This window comes from Pseudomonas sp. PDM15 (assembly GCF_014851565.1).
GTDB lineage: Bacteria > Pseudomonadota > Gammaproteobacteria > Pseudomonadales > Pseudomonadaceae > Aquipseudomonas.
In genome coordinates, this window is the sequence record NZ_JACVAA010000005.1 from 103,842 (window position 1) to 126,598 (window position 22,757).

The 22,757-nt window shown below is 62.3% G+C and carries 19 protein-coding genes and 2 tRNA genes; 1 reads left to right on the plus strand and 20 read right to left on the minus strand.

What is annotated here, in order from left to right; all coding sequences use genetic code 11:
• Positions 1-33: 33 nt before the first annotated feature.
• The 16 genes from IB232_RS15125 to ftsH all read right to left on the minus strand — a co-directional run bounded on the left by IB232_RS15125 (position 34) and on the right by ftsH (position 16,526).
• A complete protein-coding gene (locus IB232_RS15125; protein ID WP_192399446.1) occupies positions 34-387 on the minus strand; it encodes a BON domain-containing protein in 354 nt (117 codons plus the stop codon).
• A gap of 205 nt (positions 388-592) precedes the next feature.
• Positions 593-2,008: a DUF4013 domain-containing protein gene (locus IB232_RS15130; protein ID WP_192399447.1), complete on the minus strand. Its 1,416-nt coding sequence runs from the start codon at positions 2,006-2,008 to the stop codon at positions 593-595.
• A gap of 108 nt (positions 2,009-2,116) precedes the next feature.
• On the minus strand, positions 2,117-4,222 hold the full coding sequence (gene pnp / locus IB232_RS15135) for a polyribonucleotide nucleotidyltransferase (RefSeq protein WP_137971040.1): 2,106 nt from the start codon (positions 4,220-4,222) through the stop codon (positions 2,117-2,119).
• 218 nt (positions 4,223-4,440) lie between these two features.
• Positions 4,441-4,710: a 30S ribosomal protein S15 gene (rpsO, locus tag IB232_RS15140; RefSeq protein ID WP_021700421.1), complete on the minus strand. Its 270-nt coding sequence runs from the start codon at positions 4,708-4,710 to the stop codon at positions 4,441-4,443.
• 173 nt (positions 4,711-4,883) lie between these two features.
• Entirely contained in the window at positions 4,884-5,804 is a 921-nt protein-coding gene (truB, locus tag IB232_RS15145; protein WP_192399448.1) for a tRNA pseudouridine(55) synthase TruB, read from the minus strand.
• Positions 5,805-5,806: 2 nt separating this feature from the next.
• The gene (gene rbfA, locus IB232_RS15150) at positions 5,807-6,184 is read right to left on the minus strand and encodes a 30S ribosome-binding factor RbfA (protein ID WP_137971038.1); all 378 of its coding nucleotides are present in this window, start codon (positions 6,182-6,184) and stop codon (positions 5,807-5,809) included.
• A 100-nt stretch (positions 6,185-6,284) separates the two neighbouring features.
• Positions 6,285-8,783: a translation initiation factor IF-2 gene (gene infB, locus IB232_RS15155; RefSeq protein ID WP_192399449.1), complete on the minus strand. Its 2,499-nt coding sequence runs from the start codon at positions 8,781-8,783 to the stop codon at positions 6,285-6,287.
• A gap of 27 nt (positions 8,784-8,810) precedes the next feature.
• Positions 8,811-10,292, minus strand: coding sequence for a transcription termination factor NusA (nusA, locus tag IB232_RS15160; RefSeq protein WP_192399450.1), 1,482 nt, complete (start codon positions 10,290-10,292; stop codon positions 8,811-8,813).
• 47 nt (positions 10,293-10,339) lie between these two features.
• A complete protein-coding gene (gene rimP, locus IB232_RS15165; protein WP_192399451.1) occupies positions 10,340-10,798 on the minus strand; it encodes a ribosome maturation factor RimP in 459 nt (152 codons plus the stop codon).
• A gap of 132 nt (positions 10,799-10,930) precedes the next feature.
• A tRNA-Met gene (locus tag IB232_RS15170) sits at positions 10,931-11,007 on the minus strand.
• A 96-nt stretch (positions 11,008-11,103) separates the two neighbouring features.
• A tRNA-Leu gene (locus IB232_RS15175) sits at positions 11,104-11,189 on the minus strand.
• Positions 11,190-11,199: 10 nt separating this feature from the next.
• Positions 11,200-11,583, minus strand: coding sequence for a preprotein translocase subunit SecG (gene secG, locus IB232_RS15180; RefSeq protein ID WP_192399452.1), 384 nt, complete (start codon positions 11,581-11,583; stop codon positions 11,200-11,202).
• Between the two features lie 3 nt (positions 11,584-11,586).
• Entirely contained in the window at positions 11,587-12,342 is a 756-nt protein-coding gene (gene tpiA / locus IB232_RS15185; RefSeq protein WP_192399453.1) for a triose-phosphate isomerase, read from the minus strand.
• 65 nt (positions 12,343-12,407) lie between these two features.
• The gene (gene glmM / locus IB232_RS15190) at positions 12,408-13,745 is read right to left on the minus strand and encodes a phosphoglucosamine mutase (protein WP_192399454.1); all 1,338 of its coding nucleotides are present in this window, start codon (positions 13,743-13,745) and stop codon (positions 12,408-12,410) included.
• Positions 13,746-13,760: 15 nt separating this feature from the next.
• Positions 13,761-14,612: a dihydropteroate synthase gene (folP, locus tag IB232_RS15195; protein WP_192399455.1), complete on the minus strand. Its 852-nt coding sequence runs from the start codon at positions 14,610-14,612 to the stop codon at positions 13,761-13,763.
• A 9-nt stretch (positions 14,613-14,621) separates the two neighbouring features.
• Positions 14,622-16,526 carry an ATP-dependent zinc metalloprotease FtsH gene (ftsH, locus tag IB232_RS15200; protein ID WP_192399456.1) on the minus strand — a complete coding sequence of 635 codons (1,905 nt, stop codon included), beginning with the start codon at positions 16,524-16,526 and terminating at the stop codon, positions 14,622-14,624.
• A 489-nt stretch (positions 16,527-17,015) separates the two neighbouring features.
• Between ftsH and yhbY the strand changes: the two genes are divergently transcribed.
• Positions 17,016-17,327, plus strand: a complete 312-nt coding sequence (gene yhbY, locus IB232_RS15205) for a ribosome assembly RNA-binding protein YhbY (protein WP_021700432.1) — start codon at positions 17,016-17,018, stop codon at positions 17,325-17,327.
• Positions 17,328-17,353: 26 nt separating this feature from the next.
• Here the strand turns inward: yhbY and IB232_RS15210 are convergent, their stop codons facing one another.
• From IB232_RS15210 to carA, 4 genes are read right to left on the minus strand one after another with little or no spacing between them, the layout of a single operon-like run.
• Entirely contained in the window at positions 17,354-17,788 is a 435-nt protein-coding gene (locus IB232_RS15210) for a DUF4149 domain-containing protein (protein WP_192399457.1), read from the minus strand.
• Positions 17,766-18,242, minus strand: coding sequence for a transcription elongation factor GreA (gene greA / locus IB232_RS15215; RefSeq protein WP_192399458.1), 477 nt, complete (start codon positions 18,240-18,242; stop codon positions 17,766-17,768). The genes IB232_RS15210 and greA overlap by 23 nt, the downstream gene beginning before the upstream one ends.
• On the minus strand, positions 18,239-21,460 hold the full coding sequence (gene carB / locus IB232_RS15220) for a carbamoyl-phosphate synthase large subunit (RefSeq protein ID WP_192399459.1): 3,222 nt from the start codon (positions 21,458-21,460) through the stop codon (positions 18,239-18,241). Before carB ends, greA begins: the two co-directional genes overlap by 4 nt.
• 36 nt (positions 21,461-21,496) lie before the next feature.
• Positions 21,497-22,633 carry a glutamine-hydrolyzing carbamoyl-phosphate synthase small subunit gene (gene carA, locus IB232_RS15225; protein ID WP_192399460.1) on the minus strand — a complete coding sequence of 379 codons (1,137 nt, stop codon included), beginning with the start codon at positions 22,631-22,633 and terminating at the stop codon, positions 21,497-21,499.
• Positions 22,634-22,757: the final 124 nt, after the last annotated feature.

The following is a 22,757-nucleotide window of genomic DNA, read 5'->3' on the forward strand; positions in this document are numbered from 1 at the left end:
GGGCACTGCCGGCCATGCCGGCAGTGTTGCGGGTTATTCGGTGGATTTCAGGCCATCGGCGGAAACGGAAGTTACGCCCTTGATCGCCTTGGCTTTTTCCACCGCCAGATCACGCTCGGCGTCGGTCGGCACGACACCGGAAAGCGAGACCACGCCTTCGTTGGTTTCTACCTTGATATCCAGACCGCTGATGCTGTCGTCGGCCAGGAAGCTGGCTTTCACCTTGCTGGTGATCCAGGTATCGGTAACAGCTTCTTCCGCCTCATTGACGGTTTCACTGGCGGCCATCTGCAGAGGCTCGTCGGCGAAGGCTGCGTTGCTCAGCGGCATGCCGATGACAGCGGCGGTAAGAGCGGCAAGGGTCCACTTGTTGAAAGGCTGTTTCATAGCGATCTACTCCTGATTGCTTCGGAAGTAATCGCAGCCAACTCCTGGCTGCGCTTGCAGGGATAGGTATCGCAAGCGCTATGCCAGCTTTTCCATCAATAAAAATATATTTATTTTCAAACAGTTAAAGCAATTCAAAGCCGAGCGCGGGCATGCAAAATGCCGAAACCCTCCGAATGGACCGTGCAGATTGCAATACCTGACGTCATGCCCGTGCCGCCAATTGAGCAATGATGGCCTCCAGAGCAGCCACCTCTCCCAGCAGGGGGGATTGCGGATAACGGGCACGAATGAAGCCGAGCAGCTTCTGCGCGGGCTCCAGCTGCCCCAACCCCTCGGCAAAGCCGCGAGCGGCCAACAGATACGCCCGTGGAATATGCGGATAGTCGGGGAAACGCTGATGCAAGTTGCGCAGCAGGCTCAGCCCTTCGCGGGTCTTGTGGCGCTGCAGCAGAGCCTCCGCCACACGCTCGCAGACTTGGGCATCGTCCGGCAGATAGTCGGGCTTCAGCTGGCGGGCGTTGAGCAGCGCCGTGGCAGCCTGAGCCGGATTCAGGCGTGCCGCCAGCGGCAGGTAATGCGCCAGGTGGCGCAGACAGCGCTCGCGTGCAGCGAGGCCGAATAGCAGCTGGTGGAAGCGCTCGTTGAGCTTGAGATCATTGGGCGCCACGTCCAGCGCCTTGGCCAGTACCTCCAGGGCATGGCCACTTTGCCCCTCCTTCAATCGCACCTCGGCATCGGCTAGGGCGCGACGGCGACGGTATTCCTCGGCGGGAAAGCCGCTCGGCGCCTCTTCCTCCACCGCCACGTAACCCAGGGCGCCCTGATACTGGAACACGGCGTAACCCATCATGGCGCACATCACCACGCTGAAATAACCGAACAGCAGCGCAGCGACGGGGATCAGCACCACCTCGGGCAAGCCCTTGGACAGCATGTAGATGACCCAGTCCGGGGACTGCCAGAGGATGAACAGAAACACCCAGAGGATGAGATAGCGCCAGCCCATGGCCTGGATCACCGAGCCGACCTGGTCGGGGCTCAGCGCGGCCCCCAGGGTCTTGTCCAGCGCCAAGCGGATCAGGCTGGCCGGGATCAGCAATTGCACGCCCAGGGTAGCCGCCCAGAACAGAGCCTCGCTATCGAAGTCCGCCGCCAGCCAGACCACGGCGAAGGACAGGAAGAAGATCACCAGCACCCGCCAGAACAGGCTGAAGCCCTCGCCGTCGAAGGCACTGAGCAGGGACGGCGCCTCGCGTGTGCCCTGGCTGGCGCTCTCGATCACGCTCTGCAGGTACTTGGTGGCCACGCAGAACAGCGCCAGCCACAGCAGCTTCCAGGCCGGCATGAACAGGCTGGCCAGACATAACGCGGCGGCAAAGGCCAACGGGCCGGGCTGCAGGCCATAGCGGAAAAACGCGGGGATGCGCTGCCAGAACGGCTGCGCGGTGTTGGCCGCCCCCAGGAAGCGCAGCTTGCCACCGCACAGCGCACATTGCGGCTCCAGCTCCGGTGCGTCGGCATTCAGCGGCACGCAGCAGTCGCCATAGTCACGCTGACAGGGTGGGCAATGCCAGGTTGCAGGCTGGGCGGGGTGATAGCGGCAGTGAGTGATTTCCATCGCCAGACGTCCTTGTTGGGTACTGCGGAAAGCGCCATTGTCGGGGCAAAACGCGGGCAAAAAAAGAGGGCCCGCTAGGGGCCCTCCTTGTTACCGCCTGACTTGGACTTAAACGCCCGAAGCCTTGGCAGCGGCAACGTCCTTGATGGACAGCTTGATGCGGCCGCGGTTGTCCACGTCCAGCACCAGCACTTCGACTTCCTGGCCTTCCTTCAGTACGTCGGTGACCTTCTCAACGCGAGCGTCGCTGAGCATGGAGATGTGCACCAGACCGTCCTTGCCCGGCAGGATGTTGACGAAGGCGCCGAAGTCGACGATGCGCTCGACCTTGCCGACGTAGATCTTGCCGATCTCGGCTTCCGCGGTGATGCCCAGCACGCGCTGACGCGCAGCCTCGGCAGCTTCCTTGGTTTCGCCGAAGATCTTGATCGAGCCGTCGTCTTCGATGTCGATCGAGGCCTTGGTCTCTTCGCAGATGCCACGGATGGTGGCGCCGCCCTTGCCGATGACGTCACGGATTTTGTCCTGGTCGATCTTCATCGCGATCATGGTCGGGGCGTTGGCCGACAGCTCGGTGCGCGACTGGGCGATGACCTTGTTCATCTGGCCGAGGATGTTCAGGCGCGCTTCCAGGGCCTGGTTCAGGGCGATCTCCATGATCTCTTCGGTGATGCCCTGGATCTTGATGTCCATCTGCAGTGCGGTCACGCCATTGGCGGTACCGGCCACCTTGAAGTCCATGTCGCCCAGGTGGTCTTCGTCACCGAGGATGTCGGTCAGTACGGCGAACTTGTCGCCTTCCTTGACCAGACCCATGGCGATACCGGCAACCGGGGCCTTCATCGGCACGCCGGCGTCCATCAGCGCCAGGGAAGCGCCGCAGACCGAAGCCATCGAGGACGAACCGTTGGACTCGGTGATTTCCGAGACGATACGGATGGTGTACGGGAACTCGTCGGCAGCCGGCAGCATGGCGGCTACGCCACGACGGGCCAGACGACCGTGGCCAATTTCGCGGCGGCCGGTGGCGCCCATGCGGCCACACTCACCAACCGAGTACGGCGGGAAGTTGTAGTGCAGCATGAAGGGGTCTTTCTTTTCGCCTTCCAGGGTGTCGAGCAGCTGCGCGTCACGGGCAGTACCGAGGGTGGCTACCACCAGGGCCTGGGTTTCGCCACGGGTGAACAGGGCCGAACCGTGGGTCTTGTCGAGTACGCCGACTTCGATGTTCAGGCCACGTACGGTGCGAGTGTCGCGACCGTCGATACGCGGTTTACCGTTGACGATGTTCTCGCGCACGGTGCGGTATTCGATCAGGCCGAAGGCGTCTTTGACTTCGCCGGAGGACGGCTGGCCTTCTTCGCCGGAGAACTTGGCGACGACCTGGTCGCGCAGCTCGTCCAGACGGTTGTAGCGGTCCTGCTTGATGGTGATGGTATAGGCCTGGGAAATGGCTTCGCCGAACTCGGCCTTGATGGCGCTGAGCAGAGCGGTGTTCTCGGCCGGGGCAGTCCAGTTCCAGCGCGGCTTGCCGGTTTCGGCAGCCAGCTCGCCAACGGCCTTGATCACGGCCTGGAACTCGTCATGGGCGAACAGTACGGCGCCCAGCATCTGGTCTTCGGTCAGCTCTTTGGCTTCGGATTCGACCATCAGTACGGCGTCTTTGGTACCGGCCACGACCATGTCCAGGCTGGAAGCCTTGAGCTGCTCGTAGGTCGGGTTCAGCAGGTAGCCGGTTTCCGGGTGGAAGGCGACGCGCGCGGCACCGATCGGGCCGTCGAACGGAATGCCGGAGATGGCCAGGGCGGCCGAGGTGCCGATCATCGCGGCGATGTCCGGATCGGTCTTCTTGCTGGTGGAGACCACGGTGCAGATGACCTGCACTTCGTTGAGGAAGCCTTCCGGGAACAGCGGGCGGATCGGACGGTCGATCAGGCGCGAGGTCAGAGTCTCTTTCTCGGAAGGACGCGCTTCACGCTTGAAGAAGCCACCTGGGATCTTGCCGGCAGCGTAGGTTTTTTCCTGGTAGTGCACGGACAGCGGGAAGAAGCCCTTGCCCGGGTCGGCTTGCTTGGCGCCAACCACGGTGCACAGTACGCTGACATCGTTGTCCACGGTAACCAGGACGGCACCGGAGGCCTGACGGGCAATGCGCCCGGTTTCGAGGGTGACGGTCGACTGACCGAACTGGAACTTTTTAATAACCGGAGTCACGGTATTTTCCTTCTCTTTGTTGCCTTGGGGGAAACTGCTGCAACAGGGGCCTGCTGCCCCTGAAACCTGTTCAGAACTCGGCTCGGTGGAACCGGTTTTTGAACGGGTTTCAAATTCCGTTCTGTAGAAAGCCAGAAGCTGGAAGACCGAAGCCACGGGCCGGTTATCAACCGACCTGCAACCCCGAGCTTCCAGCTTCTCACTTCAGGGGGTACGTCTTAGCGACGCAGACCCAGGCGACCGATCAGGGCGCTGTAACGACTGGTGTCCTTACCCTTCAGGTAGTCCAGCAGCTTGCGGCGCTGGTTAACCATGCGGATCAGGCCACGACGCGAGTGGTGGTCTTTGCCGTTGGCCTTGAAGTGGTCCTGCAGCTTGTTGATGTTGGCGGTCAGCAGGGCAACCTGCACTTCCGGAGAACCGGTATCGCCTTCAGCTTGCTTGTAGTCGTTAACGATCTGGGCTTTTTCTTCAACGCTCAGTGCCATGGTAATGGGCTCCTAGAGTGAACAGGCCGGGAGCGACTCCCGTGTTTTAAATGGAGGAATGACCGCGCCTGTTGACAGCCACCCTCTTGGCCGCGAGGGAACGAGTCCGCCCGCGGTTCCGGTCATTCGACCGAATCAGTTGCCCTGGGCCTGAACCCGAGCTTCTACCGGCATCAAGTAGCGGTAGAGATCAATCGCTTCGGCGCGATGCGCCCGTCTTCGCTCACTTCACCGATACCGATGAAGCGACCATTGTGATCCTGCACCCGGACCATGCCGAACTTCGGCGCTTCCGGAGCGCGTACCGGCTGGCCGTGCAGCCAGTAATAGGCGCTGTGCTCGCTGAACTGCAGCAGGGGCCAGTGCTCCAGGCCGCTGTCCGATGGCAGCAGGAAGCGATCCAGCGCCTCGTTGCCGCCTTCCGCGTGCACCCGTTCCAGCTCTTCCAGTGTCACCGTCTGCGCCAGGCTGAACGGCCCGGCCTGGGTGCGCCGCAACTCGGCGACGTGGGCACCACAGCCCAGCTCGCGACCTAGATCCTCCACCAGGGTACGGATATAGGTGCCTTTGCTGCAGGCCACGGACAGGCGCAACTGCGCATTATCCAGGCCCAGCAAATCCAAGCGCGCGATAGTAACAGATCGCGCCTCGCGCTCCACTACCTCGCCGGCACGCGCCAGCTTGTACAGCGGCTGACCGTCCTTCTTCAGGGCCGAGTACATGGGCGGTATCTGTTTGATTTCACCACGGAAACGCGGCAGCTGCGCCTCCACGTCATCCCGACCGACGGTCACCTCGCGACGCTCGAGCACGTCCCCCTCGGCATCACCGGTGGTGGTGATCACGCCGAGCTGAGCCAGGGTCTCATAGCCCTTGTCGGCATCCAGCAGATACTGGGAGAACTTGGTGGCCTCGCCGAAGCACAGCGGCAGCACGCCGGTGGCCAGCGGATCGAGACTACCGGTGTGACCGGCCTTCTCGGCATTGAGCAACCAGCGCACCTTCTGCAGAGCCTGGTTGGAGCTCATGCCATGCGGCTTGTCCAGGATCAGGATGCCACTGACATTGCGGCGGATACGTTTTACCTGGGCCACGCTCAGTCGTCCTGATGCTTGCTGTCTTCGGACACCGCACGATCGATCAGTGCCGACAGGTGCGTACCACGCGAGATGCTCTCGTCGTAGTGGAAATGCAGCTGCGGCACGCTGCGCAGCTTCATCGCCTTGCCCAGCAGCATGCGCAGGTAACCGGCGGCGTCGTTGAGCACACGCACGTTCTGCTTGATCTTCTCCGCATCGTTCTCGCCCATCACGGTGATGAACACCTTGGCGTGGCCGACATCGCGGCTGACGTCGACGGCGGTGATGGTGACGAAGCCCAGACGCGGGTCCTTGACCTCGCGCGGAATCATCTGCGCCAGTTCGCGCTGGATCTGATCGCCGATACGCTGGGTACGGCTATACACTTTTGCCATTTCTTCCTACCTCACCCGCGACGCTGTCAGCGGGTTCACAAGCGGCAAACGCCCGGCCGCGCTGATGCGGGGCCGGGCGTCCGGTGTTGCGGGCCGTCCCTTACAGGGTACGAGCCACCTGGACCTTCTCGAACACTTCGATCTTGTCCCCGACCTTGACGTCGTTGTAGCTCTTCACGCCGATACCGCACTCCATGCCGTTACGCACTTCGGCGACGTCGTCCTTGAAGCGACGCAGGGATTCCAGCTCGCCTTCGAAGATCACCACGTCTTCGCGCAGTACGCGGATCGGACGGTTGCGATAGACAGTGCCCTCGATGACCATGCAGCCAGCGACAGCGCCGAACTTCGGCGAACGGAACACGTCACGCACTTCGGCGGTGCCCAGAATGTTCTCGCGAACATCGCTGCCGAGCATGCCGGTCAGGGCCTTCTTGACGTCTTCGATGATGTCGTAGATCACGTTGTAGTAACGCATGTCCAGGCCTTCGGCCTCGACGATCTTGCGCGCACCGGCATCGGCACGCACGTTGAAGCCGAACAGCACCGCGTTGGAAGCCAGCGCCAGGTTGGCATCGGACTCGGTGATACCACCGACACCGCCACCGACCACGCGAACCTGGACTTCGTCGTTGCCCAGGCCGCTGAGCGAGCCTTGCAGCGCCTCGAGGGAGCCACGGACATCGGATTTGAGGACGATGTTGAGCGTCTTCTTCTCTTCCTGGCCCATGTTCTCGAAGATGTTTTCCAGCTTGCCAGCGTGAGCACGGGCCAGCTTCACTTCGCGGAACTTGCCCTGACGGAACAGTGCGACTTCGCGGGCCTTCTTCTCGTCGGCAACCACAGTCAGGTCGTCACCGGCATCCGGGGTGCCGTCCAGGCCGAGAATCTCGACCGGAATCGACGGACCGGCTTCCTTGATGGGCTGGCCGTTCTCGTCGAGCATGGCACGTATGCGGCCATAGTTGACGCCGCACAGGACCATGTCGCCCTGGCGCAGGGTACCGTCCTGGACCAGCACGGTGGCTACCGGGCCACGGCCCTTGTCCAGACGGGACTCGACCACCACACCACGGCCGGGAGCCGACGGGGTGGCTTTCAGTTCGAGAACTTCGGCCTGCAGCAGCACGGCTTCGAGCAGCTCATCAACGCCGGTACCGGCCTTGGCCGAAACGCCTACGAACGGAGCATCGCCGCCCCACTCTTCCGGAATCACATCCAGCGCGGCCAGGCCGTTCTTGATGTTGTCCGGGTTGGCATCCGGCTTGTCCATCTTGTTGATGGCAACCACGATCGGCACGCCAGCCGCTTTCGCGTGCTGCACGGCTTCCTGGGTCTGCGGCATCACGCCGTCATCGGCCGCGACGACCAGAATGACGATGTCGGTGGCCTTGGCACCGCGGGCACGCATCGCGGTGAACGCGGCGTGGCCCGGGGTATCGAGGAAGGTGACCATGCCGCGGTCGGTTTCCACGTGGTAGGCGCCGATGTGCTGGGTAATGCCACCGGCTTCGCCAGCAGCTACCTTGGCACGACGGATGTAGTCGAGCAGGGAGGTCTTGCCGTGGTCGACGTGGCCCATCACGGTCACTACCGGCGCACGGGAGAAAGCCTCGCCTTCGAACTTCAGCGACTCGGCCAGTTGCTCTTCGAGCGCGTTTTCGCTGACCAGCTTGACCTTGTGGCCCATTTCCTCGGCGACCAGCTGCGCGGTCTCCTGGTCCAGGATCTGGTTGATGGTCACCGGGGAGCCCATCTTGAACATGAACTTGACCACTTCGGCGCCTTTGACCGACATCTGGGCAGCCAGGTCGCCAACGGTAATGGTCTCGCCGATCGCTACTTCGCGCACAATAGGTCCTGTCGGGCTCTGGAACCCGTGCTGGTTACGCTTCTTCGGCTTCATCCGACCACCGCGACGGCGGTAATCATCGACTTCTTCGTCGGTGCTGCGCGGAGCAACACGCGGAGCCGGCACCTTTTCCTTCTCCTTGACGGAAGGACGGTGCTGGGCATGCTTGCGGTCACGACGCTCGTCGTCGTCGCTGCGTGCCGGCTTGTCTTTCTCGACGCGACGCGGCTCTTCCTTCTTGCGCTCGACAGCAGCAACAGGTTCGGCAGCAGCGGCAGCCACGATCGGAGCAACGTCCACAGGCGCTTCGGCCGCAGTCGGCGCAGCAGCTTCCTGCGGCTTGCTGGCGGCCGCTTCGGCCTGCTTGCGCGCCTCTTCCTCGGCCTTCAGACGCACAGCCTCTTCGGCGGCACGCTGCTCTTCCAGCTCACGCTGCTTCTCGGCTTCGATCTCGGCCGGGCTGCGCTTGACGTAGGTCTTCTTCTTGCGCACTTCCACGCTGATGGTCTTGCTACCGGCAACCTTCAGGGTAGTGGTGGTCTTGCGCTGCAGAGTGATCTTGCGCGGCTCTTCCAGCTTCTCGCCGTGGCTGCCTTTCAGGTACGCCAGCAGAGCCTGCTTCTCGTTGTCAGTTACCACTTGCTCGGCGCTGGTGTGAGGCAAACCTGCCTCACGCATCTGCTGCAGCAGGCGCTCCACTGGTGTATCGACCACTTGGGCCAGTTCTTTCACCGTGACTTGCGTCATGCATTTCTCTCCTCAGGCCGCAACCGCTTACTCGAACCAATGGGCTCGGGCGGCCATGATCAGCTTGCCGGCACGCTCTTCTTGCATGCCGTCGATGTCGAGCAGGTCGTCGATCGACTGCTCGGCCAGGTCTTCGCGGGTAACTACGCCACGCACCGCCAGTTCCTGGGCCAGCGTCTTGTCCATACCTTCCAGGGAAAGCAGGTCTTCGGCGGGCTGGGCATCGGCCAGCTTCTCTTCGTTGGCGATGGCCTTGGTCAGCAGACGGTCCTTGGCACGAGCGCGCAGCTCGTTGACGATGTCCTCGTCGAAACCGTCGATGCTGAGCATCTCTTCCATCGGCACGTAGGCAATCTCTTCCAGGCTGGTGAAGCCTTCCTCGACCAGCACCTGGGCCAGCTCTTCATCGACTTCCAGCTCGTCGACGAAGGCCTGCAGGATGTCGCCGGTCTCGGCCTGCTGCTTGGCCTGGATGTCGGCCTCGGTCATCACGTTCAGGGTCCAGCCGGTCAGCTGGCTGGCCAGACGCACGTTCTGGCCACCACGGCCGATGGCCTGAGCCAGATTGTCTTCACCGACGGCGATGTCCATGGCGTGGGCATCTTCGTCGACGATGATCGCCGCCACTTCGGCCGGGGCCATGGCGTTGATCACGAACTGAGCGACGTTCTCGTCCCACAGCACGATGTCCACGCGCTCGCCGCCGATCTCACCGGAGACGGCCTGGACACGCGAACCGCGCATGCCGATGCAGGCACCCTGCGGGTCGATACGCTTGTCCTTGGAGCGCACGGCGATCTTGGCGCGCGAACCCGGATCACGGGAGGCGGCCATCACCTCGATCAGGCCTTCGGCGATTTCCGGCACTTCGATGGTGAACAGCTCGATCAGCATCTGCGGCGCGGTGCGCGACAGGATCAGCTGAGGACCACGGTTCTCGGTGCGGATTTCCTTGAGCAGGGCACGCATGCGAGCGCCGACGCGGAAGGTTTCACGCGGGATGATGTCTTCGCGGGCCAGTAGCGCTTCGGCGTTGTTGCCGAGATCGACGATCACGCTGTCGCGGGTGACCTTCTTCACGGTACCGGAGATGATTTCGCCAACACGTTCGCGATAGGCGTCGACCACTTGGGCACGCTCGGCCTCGCGCACTTTCTGCACGATGACCTGCTTGGCGGTCTGCGCGGCGATGCGGCCGAACTCGATGGACTCCACCGGTTCCTCGACAAAATCGCCAAGCTTGGCGCCGGCCTCGCGCTCCTGCGCCTGCTCGACGGTCAGCTGGGCCGACGGGTTTTCCAGATCGTCCTCGGCCACCACTTCCCAGCGACGGAAAGTCTCATAGCTGCCGTTATGGCGGTTGATCGCCACGCGCAGCTCGACTTCGTCGTCGAAACGTTTTTTGGTCGCCGTCGCCAGAGCCAGCTCCAGCGCTTCGAAAATCACATCGGCCGGTACGCCTTTTTCGTTGGATACCGACTCAACAACCAGCAGTACTTCTTTACTCATCGTACGCCTCGCCTTTCGCAATCCATTGGATCCGCGGGATCCGCGTCTCAGTCAAAACGGGGGATAATGTTGGCCTTGTCGATCAGATCGATCGGCAACAGGAATTCGTGGTCATCCACCAGCACCACCACGTCCTGCTCCTCCACACCGCGAAGGAGGCCCTGGAAATTGCGCCGCCCATCGAAGGGCGAACGCAGTTTGATCTTCACCTGTTCGCCAACATGCTTGGCGAACTGTTCGATAGTGAACAGCGGTCGATCCATGCCCGGCGAGGACACCTCTAGGGTGTATTCGCTGCTGATCGGATCTTCGACGTCCAGTACGGCGCTGACCTGCCGGCTGACCGCCTCGCAATCCTCGATCAGGATGCCGTTGGCATGATCGATGTACACGCGCAGCAGGGAATGTCGCCCCTGGGAAATGAACTCGATGCCCCAGCATTGATAGCCGAGAGATTCGATCACCGGGGCCAACATGGCCTGCAACTGTTCCAGCTTGCTCGACACCCGAAGCCCTCCGCGCATGTCGTAGAAATAAAAAATGGGCGAAACGCCCATCCATCGTGCCACCCGACCGCAATGCCGGTGGCGGATTGTCCAGCTAGCAAAAAGCCCCTGAATAAGGGGCTTCTCTACAACTGGTTGCGGGGGCTGGATTTGAACCAACGACCTTCGGGTTATGAGCCCGACGAGCTACCAGACTGCTCCACCCCGCGCCAAAGCTGGGCCAAGAGTATACGGACGTTACCCCTGAGGGTCAACCGAACTCCTGGAAACGACAAGGCCCGCGATCTGCGGGCCCTGCCGAAATATGGTACCGAGGAGGGGACTCGAACCCCTACAGCCTATGGCCACTACCACCTCAAGGTAGCGTGTCTACCAATTCCACCACCTCGGCAAAGAGGGTATTACTTCTGCTCCGGGACTTGCGGCACGTCAGCCTTTTCGACTGCCGGCTTTTGCTCTTCGAGCACCGGAACATCTTCAACCGCCGGCCTCTCTTGCTGCACTTCCAGCACTGCCGGATCTGGCAAACCAGCCTGCGTCAGATTATCAGCTTTTTCTTTAGCAAAGAAGGCTAAACCCAAGCTGGTAATGAAAAAAGCCGCGGCGAGTATAGCAGTAAAGCGACTCAGAAAGGTAGCAGAACCTTGGCTTCCGAACACGGTACCCGAGGCACCCGCACCGAAAGAAGCACCGGCATCGGCACCCTTACCCTGCTGCAGCAGCACCAGACCAACGACACCAATGGCGCCCAGCAGATGCACGACGATTACGACTGTTTCCAGCATTTATCAGTTTCCTGCGGCGCGACAGATCGCACCAAACTCATCTGCGTTCAAAGAGGCCCCACCAATGAGCCCCCCATCGATATCCGGCATACCGAACAACTCGGCAGCATTGGCGGCCTTGACACTGCCGCCATACAGAATTCTCACACCGCGCGCTACTTCTGCATTTTCTGCATCCAGCTGCGCACGAATAGCTGCATGGACTTCCTGAGCCTGCTGTGGCGATGCAGTCAATCCGGTACCGATGGCCCAGACCGGCTCGTAAGCCACAACAGCCTTGGAGAAGGCACCGACACCCAACTCCTCGATCACACTTCCCAACTGGGCGGACACCACTTCAAGCGTCCTACCCGCCTGACGCTGCTCAAGGGTCTCACCGATGCACAGAACCGGAACCAGACCACAGGATTGCGCAGCGGCAAACTTGCGACTTACCTGCTCGTCACGCTCACCCAGAATCATGCGACGCTCGGAGTGCCCCACCAGCACCATGCCGCAACCGGCATCGGCCAACTGGCTGGGCGCAATCTCACCGGTCAGAGCACCTTGCATGGGCTCTACGGCGCAGTTCTGCGCACCGACAGCGATCGCCTTGCCTTCCAACCCAATCAGTACCTGATTGATGTGCAGACAAGGCGGCATGACTGCCACTTCGACACCGCTAGGCAGCGCCAATTGACGAAGGCCCTTGATCAGCTCTGCGACGCTGGCGCGGGTACCGTGCATTTTCCAGTTACCAGCTACCAGGGGGCGACGCATGCCAGACCTCGTCGTTCAAAGTGGGCGCAGATGTTACCCAAGAGCTTTTCCACTAGCAAGCCGAATCAGGCACAGACCTCGCCGACCACTTTGGCCAGCTCCTCGGCATAGCTACGCACCTGATTTTCGTCATCGCCCTCGACCATCACGCGCACCAGCGGCTCGGTGCCGGACTTGCGCAGTAGCACACGGCCTCGCCCCGCCATGCTCTCGGTGACTCGCGCGCAGGCATCCTTGACCGCTGCATGCTCCACGGGATCAACATCGCCGGAAAAGCGCACATTGATCAGTATCTGCGGGCACTTGCGCACCACCTGGCGCGCCTCGGCCAAGGTCTGCCCGCTGCGCTTGAGCGCCATCAGCACCTGCAACGCAGCGATGATCGCGTCGCCCGTGGTGGTGTGCTGGCAGCACACCAGGTGTCCGGAGTTCTCGCCCCCCAACTGCCACTCGCGCTCCTGCAGCTCGGCCATCACGTAACGATCGCCGACCTTGGCCCGCACGAAGGGAATGCCCAGCTCGCCGAGCGCCAGCTCAAGACCGAGATTGCTCATCAGGGTACCCACCACACCGCCCTGCAGCTTGCCGCGCTCCTGCAGGTCGCGGGCGATGATGTACAGCAGCTCATCGCCATCCACTGCAGTACCCGTGTGGTCGACCATCAACACGCGATCGCCATCGCCATCGAAGGCGATACCCAAATCCGCCTGCTGCGCCAGCACCTCGGCCTGCAGCGACTCGACATGGGTGGAGCCACAGTTGTCGTTGATGTTCAGGCCGTTGGGCTGTGCCGACAACACGGACACCTGGGCACCCAGTTCGCGGAACACACTGGGCGCAACCTTGTAGGTGGCGCCATGGGCGCAGTCGATGACCAGCTTGAGACCGGCGAAGCTGGTGCTGCTCGGCACACTGCTCTTGCAGAACTCGATATAGCGACCCGCTGCATCGTTGATGCGCGAGACCTTGCCGAGCTGATCGGACTCCACCACCGTCATCGACTGATCGAGCAGCTCCTCGATCATCAACTCGATCTCGTCCGGCAGCTTGGTGCCCTTGCCGGAAAAGAACTTGAACCCGTTGTCATAGTGAGGATTGTGCGAGGCGCTGATAACGATGCCCGCCTCGGCCTGGAAGGTACGCGTCAGATAGGCAATAGCCGGCGTCGGCATGGGACCGAGCAGCATCACGTCCGCGCCAGCGGCTACCAGGCCCGCCTCCAGTGCAGACTCGAACATATAGCCCGAGATACGGGTGTCCTTGCCGATCAGGATGCGGCACTTACCCTGCTTGCGGAACGCCATTCCGGCAGCCCAGCCCAGCTTGAGGATGAACTCGGGAGTGATGGGAAACTGGCCGACAGGGCCACGGATACCGTCGGTACCGAAATACTTTCTGCTCATAGTCACTCCAACTTCTTATTCTGCTGCCTGCACGGCGGCGATCATGCGCACCGCATCGACAGTTTCGGCGACATCATGGACGCGCAGGATACACGCCCCCTTGGCCACCGCCAGGGCCGCCAGGGCCAGCCCGCCAGACAGGCGCTCGTGAACTTCGCGCCCCAGCGCCTGACCGATCATGGACTTGCGCGACACACCGACCAACAGCGGCCGACCCAGTTCATGCAGCGCCTCCAGGCGCTTGAATAGGCTCAGGTTGTGGGCGAGAGTCTTGGCGAAACCGAAGCCGGGATCAAGGACGATGCGCTCGGCATGAATGCCCGCCCCGGCGCAAGCGGCAATGCGTTGAGCGAGAAAATCACGAACCTCGCCCACCACATCGCGATACTGCGGATTCTGCTGCATGTTGCCGGGTTCACCGAGCATGTGCATCAGGCACACCGGCAAACCTGTGTCGGCTGCCGCCTCCAGTGCACCATCACGACGCAATGCGCGCACGTCGTTGATCAGCCCTGCCCCCAGCCGAGCGCCCTCGCGCATAACCGCGGGAGTCGAGGTATCCAGGGAGATGATCACATCCAGCTCGGCGGCAATGGCCTCGACCACCGGAGCCACACGCTCCAGCTCCTCGACAGGCGACACAGGGCGAGCCCCCGGGCGAGTTGACTCACCACCAACGTCAATCAGCGTCGCCCCGGCCTCTACCATCTGCTCAGCATGACGCAAGGCAGCATCGCGCGCGGCGAAACGGCCGCCGTCGGAAAAGGAGTCGGGAGTGACATTGAGGATGCCCATCACTTGCGGCTGGGCCAGATCGAGCACCCGGCTACCGCATGGCAGCCGGGGCGGGTACTGCGGAACGGTCATGCGCGGGCCTTAGTGCTCACCCGCCGGCCCGCCAATCGGAGTCTCCGGGCGCTCGGCCTGCTCCTTGGGTGCAGGCGTGCCGGAACCGCCCTGCCAATCGCGCGGCTCGCGCGGCGTGCGACCAGCCATGATGTCGTCGATCTGGTCGGCATCGATGGTCTCGTACTTCATCAGTGCGTCGGCCATCATGTCCAATTTGTCGCGATTTTCTTCCAGCAAACGCTTGGCGGTGCCGTAGCAGCCATCGATGATACTGCGAACTTCTTCGTCGATAGCCTTAGCAGTTTCGCCGGAGACATTAGCCTGCTGACTGCCGGCACTGCGACCAAGGAACACCTCGCCCTCCTCCTCCGCGTACATCAGCGGACCGAGCTTCTCGGACAGGCCCCACTTGGTCACCATGTTCCGCGCCAAGCGCGTAGCACGCATGATGTCGTTGGAAGCACCAGTGGTGACGCCATCGAAGCCGAGCGTCATCTCTTCGGCGATACGGCCGCCGAACAGCGAGCAAATCTGGCTGGTCAGGGCACGCTTGGACAGGCTGTAGCGATCCTCTTCCGGCAGGAACATGGTCACGCCCAGCGCACGCCCGCGCGGAATGATCGACACCTTATATACCGGGTCGTGCTCGGGAACCAGGCGACCAACGATGGCGTGACCGGCCTCGTGGTAGGCGGTATTGAGCTTCTCCTTCTCGGACATGACCATGGATTTGCGCTCGGCGCCCATCATGATCTTGTCCTTGGCGAGCTCGAACTCCTTCATCTCCACCAGACGCTTGCTGGCGCGAGCGGCGAACAGCGAGGCCTCGTTGACTAGGTTGGCCAGGTCGGCACCGGAGAAGCCCGGGGTGCCGCGCGCAATGACCGCAGGCTCGACGTTGTCACCCACCGGCACCTTGCGCATGTGCACTTTGAGAATCTGTTCGCGGCCGCGGATATCCGGCAGACCGACCACCACCTGGCGGTCGAAGCGACCGGGGCGCAGCAGCGCCGGGTCCAGTACATCCGGACGGTTGGTGGCGGCAATAACGATGATGCCGTCGTTCATTTCGAAGCCGTCCATCTCGACCAGCAGCTGGTTGAGGGTCTGTTCGCGCTCGTCATGACCACCGCCCAGGCCGGCGCCACGGTGGCGACCAACGGCGTCGATCTCGTCGATGAAGATGATGCAGGGCGCATGCTTCTTGGCCTGCTCGAACATGTCACGCACACGGGAAGCACCGACACCGACGAACATCTCGACGAAGTCGGAGCCGGAAATGGTGAAGAACGGCACTTTGGCTTCGCCTGCGATGGCCTTAGCCAGAAGGGTCTTACCGGTACCAGGCGGGCCGACCATCAGCACGCCGCGTGGAATACGGCCACCCAGGCGCTGGAACTTGCCAGGGTCGCGAAGGAACTCGACCAGCTCGCCGACCTCTTCCTTGGCCTCGTCGCAACCGGCGACGTCAGCCAGAGTGGTCTTGACCTGATCCTCGGAGAGCAGGCGCGCCTTGGACTTGCCGAAGCTCATCGGACCACCTCGACCACCGCCACCGCCCTGCATCTGGCGCATGAAGAACATGAACACGGCGATGATCACCAGGATCGGGAAGCTGGCCACCAGCAACTGGGTCCAGATGCTCTGGCGCTCCGGCTGCTTGCCGACGATCTCGACGTTGTTGTCGATCAGATCCTTGATCAGACCGCGGTCTTCGATGGCCGGACGAACGGTTTCGAAGGTAGTGCCGTCGAGGTTCTTGCCGCTGATGATGTAACCATCGACAGTGACTTGCTTGACCTTACCTTCCTGCACCTGTTGGATGAACTCGGAATAGTTCAGCTTGCCGGCTTCGCTAGGACTGGAGAAGTTGTTCATCACCGTGACCAGGACGGCTGCGATGATCAGCCACAGGATCAGGTTCTTTGCCATGTCGTTCAATTCGCTACCCTCTGAAACGAGCCTCGTCCTGGAAACGCGCTTCGCATGACGGCTGGTGGATTACCAGCCTAACTTACTACACAACCCCTACCCCAGGCAGGAACCGTCTGTAACCCTTTATGAGACCTGGCCATCCGACCCGCCCCCCTCAGGCCAGTTCCAGTCTAGGCGCCACGGCGCCTGCGAACCAGCCAGCGCACACGGCGGCAACTCTCCACCACACTCATATGGGGGCCGGATCGAAAATCACAAGGCCCATCCGATGGCCGCCTCTTCAGGAAAAGAGCACCGAAGCCATCCCGACCCGCGCGAACTAGTCTTGAGCGTGCAACAGGTTGATCGCCCGAATAGAAATGGGCGCAGCCGAGCCGGCTCGGGTAAACTCCGCGGTTTTTGCGGCCGGTGCGCGGCAACGGAATGGGTGAAGGCTGCGGCCTGCCCGCCGGGCAGGGTCGATATAAACAGCAGCAGGATTAGATTATGGCGCTTACCAACGAACAGAAGAAACACTTCAAGTCCATCGGTCACCACCTGAAACCGGTACTGATCGTAGCCGAGAACGGTCTCACCGAAGGAGTACTGGCCGAACTGGAGCGCGCCCTCAACGATCATGAACTGATCAAGGTGCAGTTCCGCCTGACCGAGCGCGACGACCGCCGCGCGCTGATCGACGAACTGGCCTCCGTCGGCCGCTGCGAGCTGGTTCAGGTGATCGGCAAGATGGCCCTGATCTACCGCAAGAACCCCAAGCCGAACAAGAACCTGTCCAACATTCATCGCTATCAGGCCTAAACAAGGCCTGTTCTTGCGTTCCCGCCTTACTCGCTCCGCTGCCCCGGCAGCGGTTGCAGCACCAGCACCAGGCCGCACAGTGCCAGCACCAGATAGTTGAACTGCAACCAGCGCGCCGCGTCCGGCTGCCACTGGCGCACGGCGAAGAACACAACGGCCATGACCAGCACGATCAGCAGCAACTGGCCGCGCAACTCGCGCCACAGGCTGGACAGCCCCTGCGCCTGTGCCAACACCATGCCCTGAAGCACCACGCAGAACGCAGCAAAGCCGATCAGCAGCGGGCTGAGCGCCGCATTGACCTCTTCGATCAGCAGCGGCGCTAGGCCCATCTTCTCCAGCGTCGGCAGCATGACGAAGTGCAGCAGCCACAGGCCACCAACCCAGAAGGTCTGGGCCAGCTGCCAACTGATCGCACCAGCCCTTAGCGGCTGGCGCTTAAATATGGCGGACTTCGACAATCTCGTACTCGACCAGGCCGCTCGGCGTCTTCACCGCCACCACATCGCCCTCTTCCTTGCCCACCAGGGCGCGGGCGATGGGTGAGCTGACAGACAGTTTGCCGATCTTGATGTCGGCCTCGTCCTCACCAACGATCTGATAGGTCACGCTCTCGTCGGTCTCGCAGTTGGCGATATCGACAGTGGTACCGAAGATCACCTTGCCGGTGTGGGCGATGGTGGTGACGTCGATCACCACCGCGTGCTGCAGGCGGCCTTCGATGTCGCGAATACGCGCCTCGACCATGCCCTGCTGTTCGCGGGCGGCGTGGTACTCGGCGTTCTCCTTGAGGTCGCCCAGCTCGCGCGCCTCACCGATGTCCTGGCTGAGCTTGGGACGCACCACCTTGGTCAGATGGGCCAGCTCTTCTTCCAGGGCGCGAGCGCCCTGGACGGTCATGGGGTACTTGTTCATGCCTTGATTCCTGCATGCAGGTCCTGCAGGCGACGCACGGTCTTCTCGGGACCGAACTTGAGCGCTTCGCAGATCGCCTGACCAGCCGCGATGGTGGTGGTGCAGTAGATCTTGTGCTGCAGGGCGTTACGACGGATGGAGTAGGAGTCAGCGATAGACTGACGGCCTTCGGTGGTATTGATGATCAGGGTGACTTCGTCATTCTTGATCATGTCGACCACGTGAGGACGACCCTCGGTCACCTTGTTCACGCGACGCACCGGCAGGCCGGCAGCCTCGATCACCTTGGCGGTACCGGCGGTAGCGACCACTTCGAAGCCCAGGTTGACCAGATCGCGCGCGACCTCGACGGCCTGCGCCTTGTCGTCTTCGCGCACGCTGATGAAGGCGCAACCGGAGTTTGGCAGGATCTCGCTGGCACCCAGCTGTGCCTTGGCAAAGGCCTCGCCGAAACTGTCGCCGACGCCCATCACTTCACCGGTGGACTTCATCTCCGGGCCGAGGATCGGGTCGACGCCCGGGAACTTGGCGAACGGGAAAACCGCTTCCTTGACACTGAAGTACGGCGGAATCACTTCCTCGGCGTAACCGGCTTCGGCCAGCGACTTGCCCGCCATGACGCGAGCAGCCACCTTGGCCAGCGACTCGCCGACGCACTTGGAGACGAACGGTACGGTACGCGAGGCGCGCGGGTTCACTTCGATGACGTAGATGTCCTCGCCCTGCACAGCCATCTGCACGTTCATCAGGCCGACCACGCCGAGCTCCAGGGCCATTTTCTTGACCTGGTCGCGGATCTCGTCCTGGATGTGCGCCGGCAGCGAGTACGGCGGCAGCGAGCAGGCGGAGTCACCGGAGTGCACGCCGGCCTGTTCGATGTGCTGCATGATCGCGCCGATCACCACGGTCTCGCCGTCGCAGACCGCGTCGATGTCGACTTCGATGGCGCAATTGAGGAAGCGGTCCAGCAGCACCGGGCTGTCGTTGGACACCTTCACGGCTTCGCGCATGTAGCGCTTGAGTTCTTCTTCCTGGTAGACGATTTCCATGGCACGGCCGCCCAGTACGTAGGACGGGCGCACGACCATCGGGTAGCCGATGGACTTGGACAGGGCCAGGGCCTCGTCTTCGCTGCGCGCGGTGGCGTTGGCCGGCTGACGCAGGTTCAGGCGCTGGACCATCTGCTGGAAGCGCTCGCGGTCTTCGGCGCGATCAATGGCGTCAGGCGAGGTACCGATGATCGGCACGCCGGCCTCTTCCAGGGCGCGGCAGAGTTTCAGCGGAGTCTGGCCGCCGTACTGCACGATCACGCCTTTCGGCTGCTCGACGCGGACGATTTCCAGCACGTCTTCCAGGGTCACCGGCTCGAAGTACAGGCGGTCGGAAGTGTCATAGTCGGTGGAAACGGTTTCCGGGTTGCAGTTGACCATGATGGTCTCGTAACCGTCTTCACGCATGGCCAGCGCCGCGTGTACGCAGCAGTAGTCGAACTCGATGCCCTGGCCAATACGGTTGGGGCCGCCGCCGAGAATCATGATCTTGTCGCGACCGCTCGGGTTGGCCTCGCACTCTTCCTCGTAGGTCGAGTACATGTAGGCGGTGTCGGTGGCGAACTCGGCGGCGCAGGTATCGACGCGCTTGTACACCGGCAGCACTTTCAGCTTGTGGCGGTGGCTGCGCAGGGTCTTCTCGGTCACGCCCAGCAGCTTGGCCAGACGGATGTCGGAGAAGCCTTTGCGCTTGAGCTTGTACATCAGGTCGCGGTCGATGGCCGACAGCGCCAGGGTCTTGATGCGCTCTTCGTCCTTGACCAGGTCTTCGATCTGCACCAGGAACCACTCGTCGATGCGGGTCAGGTCGAACACTTCGGCGACGGTCTTGCCGGCACGGAAGGCATCGGCCACGTACCAGACGCGGTCGGCGCTGGGCACGGTCAGTTCACGACGCAGGGTGCTCTCGGCTTCCGGGTCGTTCAGGTCGAGCTTCTCGTCGAAGCCGGCAACGCCGACTTCCAGGCCGCGCAGGGCTTTCTGCATGGACTCCTGGAAGGTGCGGCCGATGGCCATGACCTCACCCACGGACTTCATCTGGGTGGTCAGGCGGGCGTCGGCTTTCGGGAACTTCTCGAAGGCGAAACGCGGGATCTTGGTCACGACGTAGTCGATGGCCGGCTCGAACGAGGCCGGGGTGCGACCGCCGGTGATGTCGTTCTGCAGCTCGTCCAGGGTGTAACCCACGGCCAGCTTGGCGGCGATCTTGGCGATCGGGAAGCCGGTGGCCTTGGAGGCCAGGGCCGAGGAACGCGACACGCGCGGGTTCATCTCGATCACCACCATGCGGCCGGTGTTCGGGCAGATGCCGAACTGCACGTTGGAACCGCCGGTTTCCACGCCGATCTCGCGCAGCACCGCCAGGGAGGCGTTACGCAGGATCTGGTATTCCTTGTCGGTCAGGGTCTGTGCCGGCGCCACGGTGATCGAGTCACCGGTGTGCACGCCCATCGGGTCGAAGTTCTCGATGGAGCAGACGATGATGCAGTTGTCCTTCTTGTCGCGGACCACCTCCATCTCGTATTCCTTCCAGCCGATCAGCGATTCGTCGATCAGCAGCTCGCTGGTCGGCGACAGATCCAGGCCGCGGGCGCAGATCTCTTCGAATTCTTCACGGTTGTAAGCGATGCCGCCGCCAGTGCCGCCCATGGTGAAGGACGGACGGATGATGCAGGGGAAGCCGACCTTCTCCAGCACGCCGTAGGCTTCTTCCATGTTGTGCGCGATGCCGGAAACCGGGCAGGCCAGGCCGATGTCTTTCATCGCCTTGTCGAAGCGCGAGCGGTCTTCGGCCTTGTCGATGGTGTCGGCGTTGGCACCGATCATCTCGACGCCGAATTTCTCCAGGATGCCGTGCTTTTCCAGGTCCAGGGCGCAGTTCAGCGCGGTCTGGCCACCCATGGTCGGCAGCAGCGCGTCCGGACGTTCCTTCTCGATGATCTTGGCCACGGTGGCCCACTTGATCGGCTCGATGTAGGTGGCGTCGGCCATGGCCGGGTCGGTCATGATGGTGGCCGGGTTGGAGTTCACCAGGATGACGCGGAAGCCTTCTTCCTTCAGGGCCTTGCAGGCCTGGGCGCCGGAATAGTCGAACTCGCAGGCCTGACCGATGACGATGGGGCCGGCGCCGAGGATCAGGATGCTTTTGATGTCTGTACGTTTTGGCATGTTTCTTACTCGAATCCTTGGGTCAGTCGGCGGGGCTTAGCGGCGCTTGGCCATGGCTTCGATGAAGCGGTCGAACAGCGGGGCGACGTCGTGCGGGCCCGGGCTGGCTTCCGGGTGACCCTGGAAGCTGAAGGCATCCTTGTCGGTACGCTCGATGCCCTGCAGGGTGCCGTCGAACAGCGACTTGTGAGTGGCGCGCAGGTTGGCCGGTAGGCTCGGCTCGTCCACGGCGAAACCGTGGTTCTGGCTGGTGATCATCACCACGCCGCTGTCGAGGTCCTGTACCGGGTGGTTGGCACCGTGGTGGCCGGTGCCCATCTTCACGGTCTTGGCGCCGGAGGCCAGGGCCAGCAACTGGTGGCCGAGGCAGATGCCGAAGACCGGAATTTCGGTCTGCAGCACTTCCTTGATCGCAGCGATCGCGTAGTCGCACGGCTCGGGGTCGCCAGGGCCGTTGGAGAGGAACACGCCGTCCGGGTTCAGCGCCAGTACGTCCTTGGCAGGAGTCTGGGCCGGCACCACGGTCAGGCGGCAGCCGCGCTCGACCAGCATGCGCAGGATGTTGGTCTTGACCCCGTAGTCATAGGCGACCACGTGGTAAGGCAGCTCGCTGGCGGCGATTTCCGGATGGCTGTCGTCTTTCAGGTTCCACACGCTGGTGCGCCACTCGTAGCGCTCGGTGCAGCTGACCACCTTGGCCAGGTCCATGCCTTTCAGGCCGGGGAAGCTGCGCGCCAGCTCCAGGGCTTTTTCCTCAGTGGCGTCTGCGCCAGCCAGGATGCAGCCGTTCTGCGAACCCTTCTCGCGCAGGATGCGGGTCAGGCGACGGGTGTCGACGCCGGCGATGGCGACGGTACCGTTCTCTTTCAGGTACTCGTCCAGCGGCTGCTTGTTGCGCCAGTTGCTGGAGGTCAGCGGCAGGTCGCGCATGATCAGGCCGGCGGCCCACACACGGTTGGACTCGGCGTCTTCCGGCGTGGTGCCGGTGTTGCCGATGTGCGGGTAGGTCAGGGTGACAATCTGCTGGGCATAGGAAGGATCGGTGAGGATTTCCTGATAGCCGGTCATGGCGGTGTTGAACACCACCTCACCAATGGTATGGCCGTCGGCCCCGATTGCTTCACCGCGGAAAATGCTGCCGTCGGCAAGGGCGAGAATGGCTGGCTTAGTCAAGAAGACCTCCCTTAGATCTGAAACTTGCACAAACGCAGGTTGTAAAAAAGCGGGATGACGTATTGACCGTCACCCCGCTTCTTTATCTGATTCATTCTGCGTTACTTTTAGTGGACACACTAAA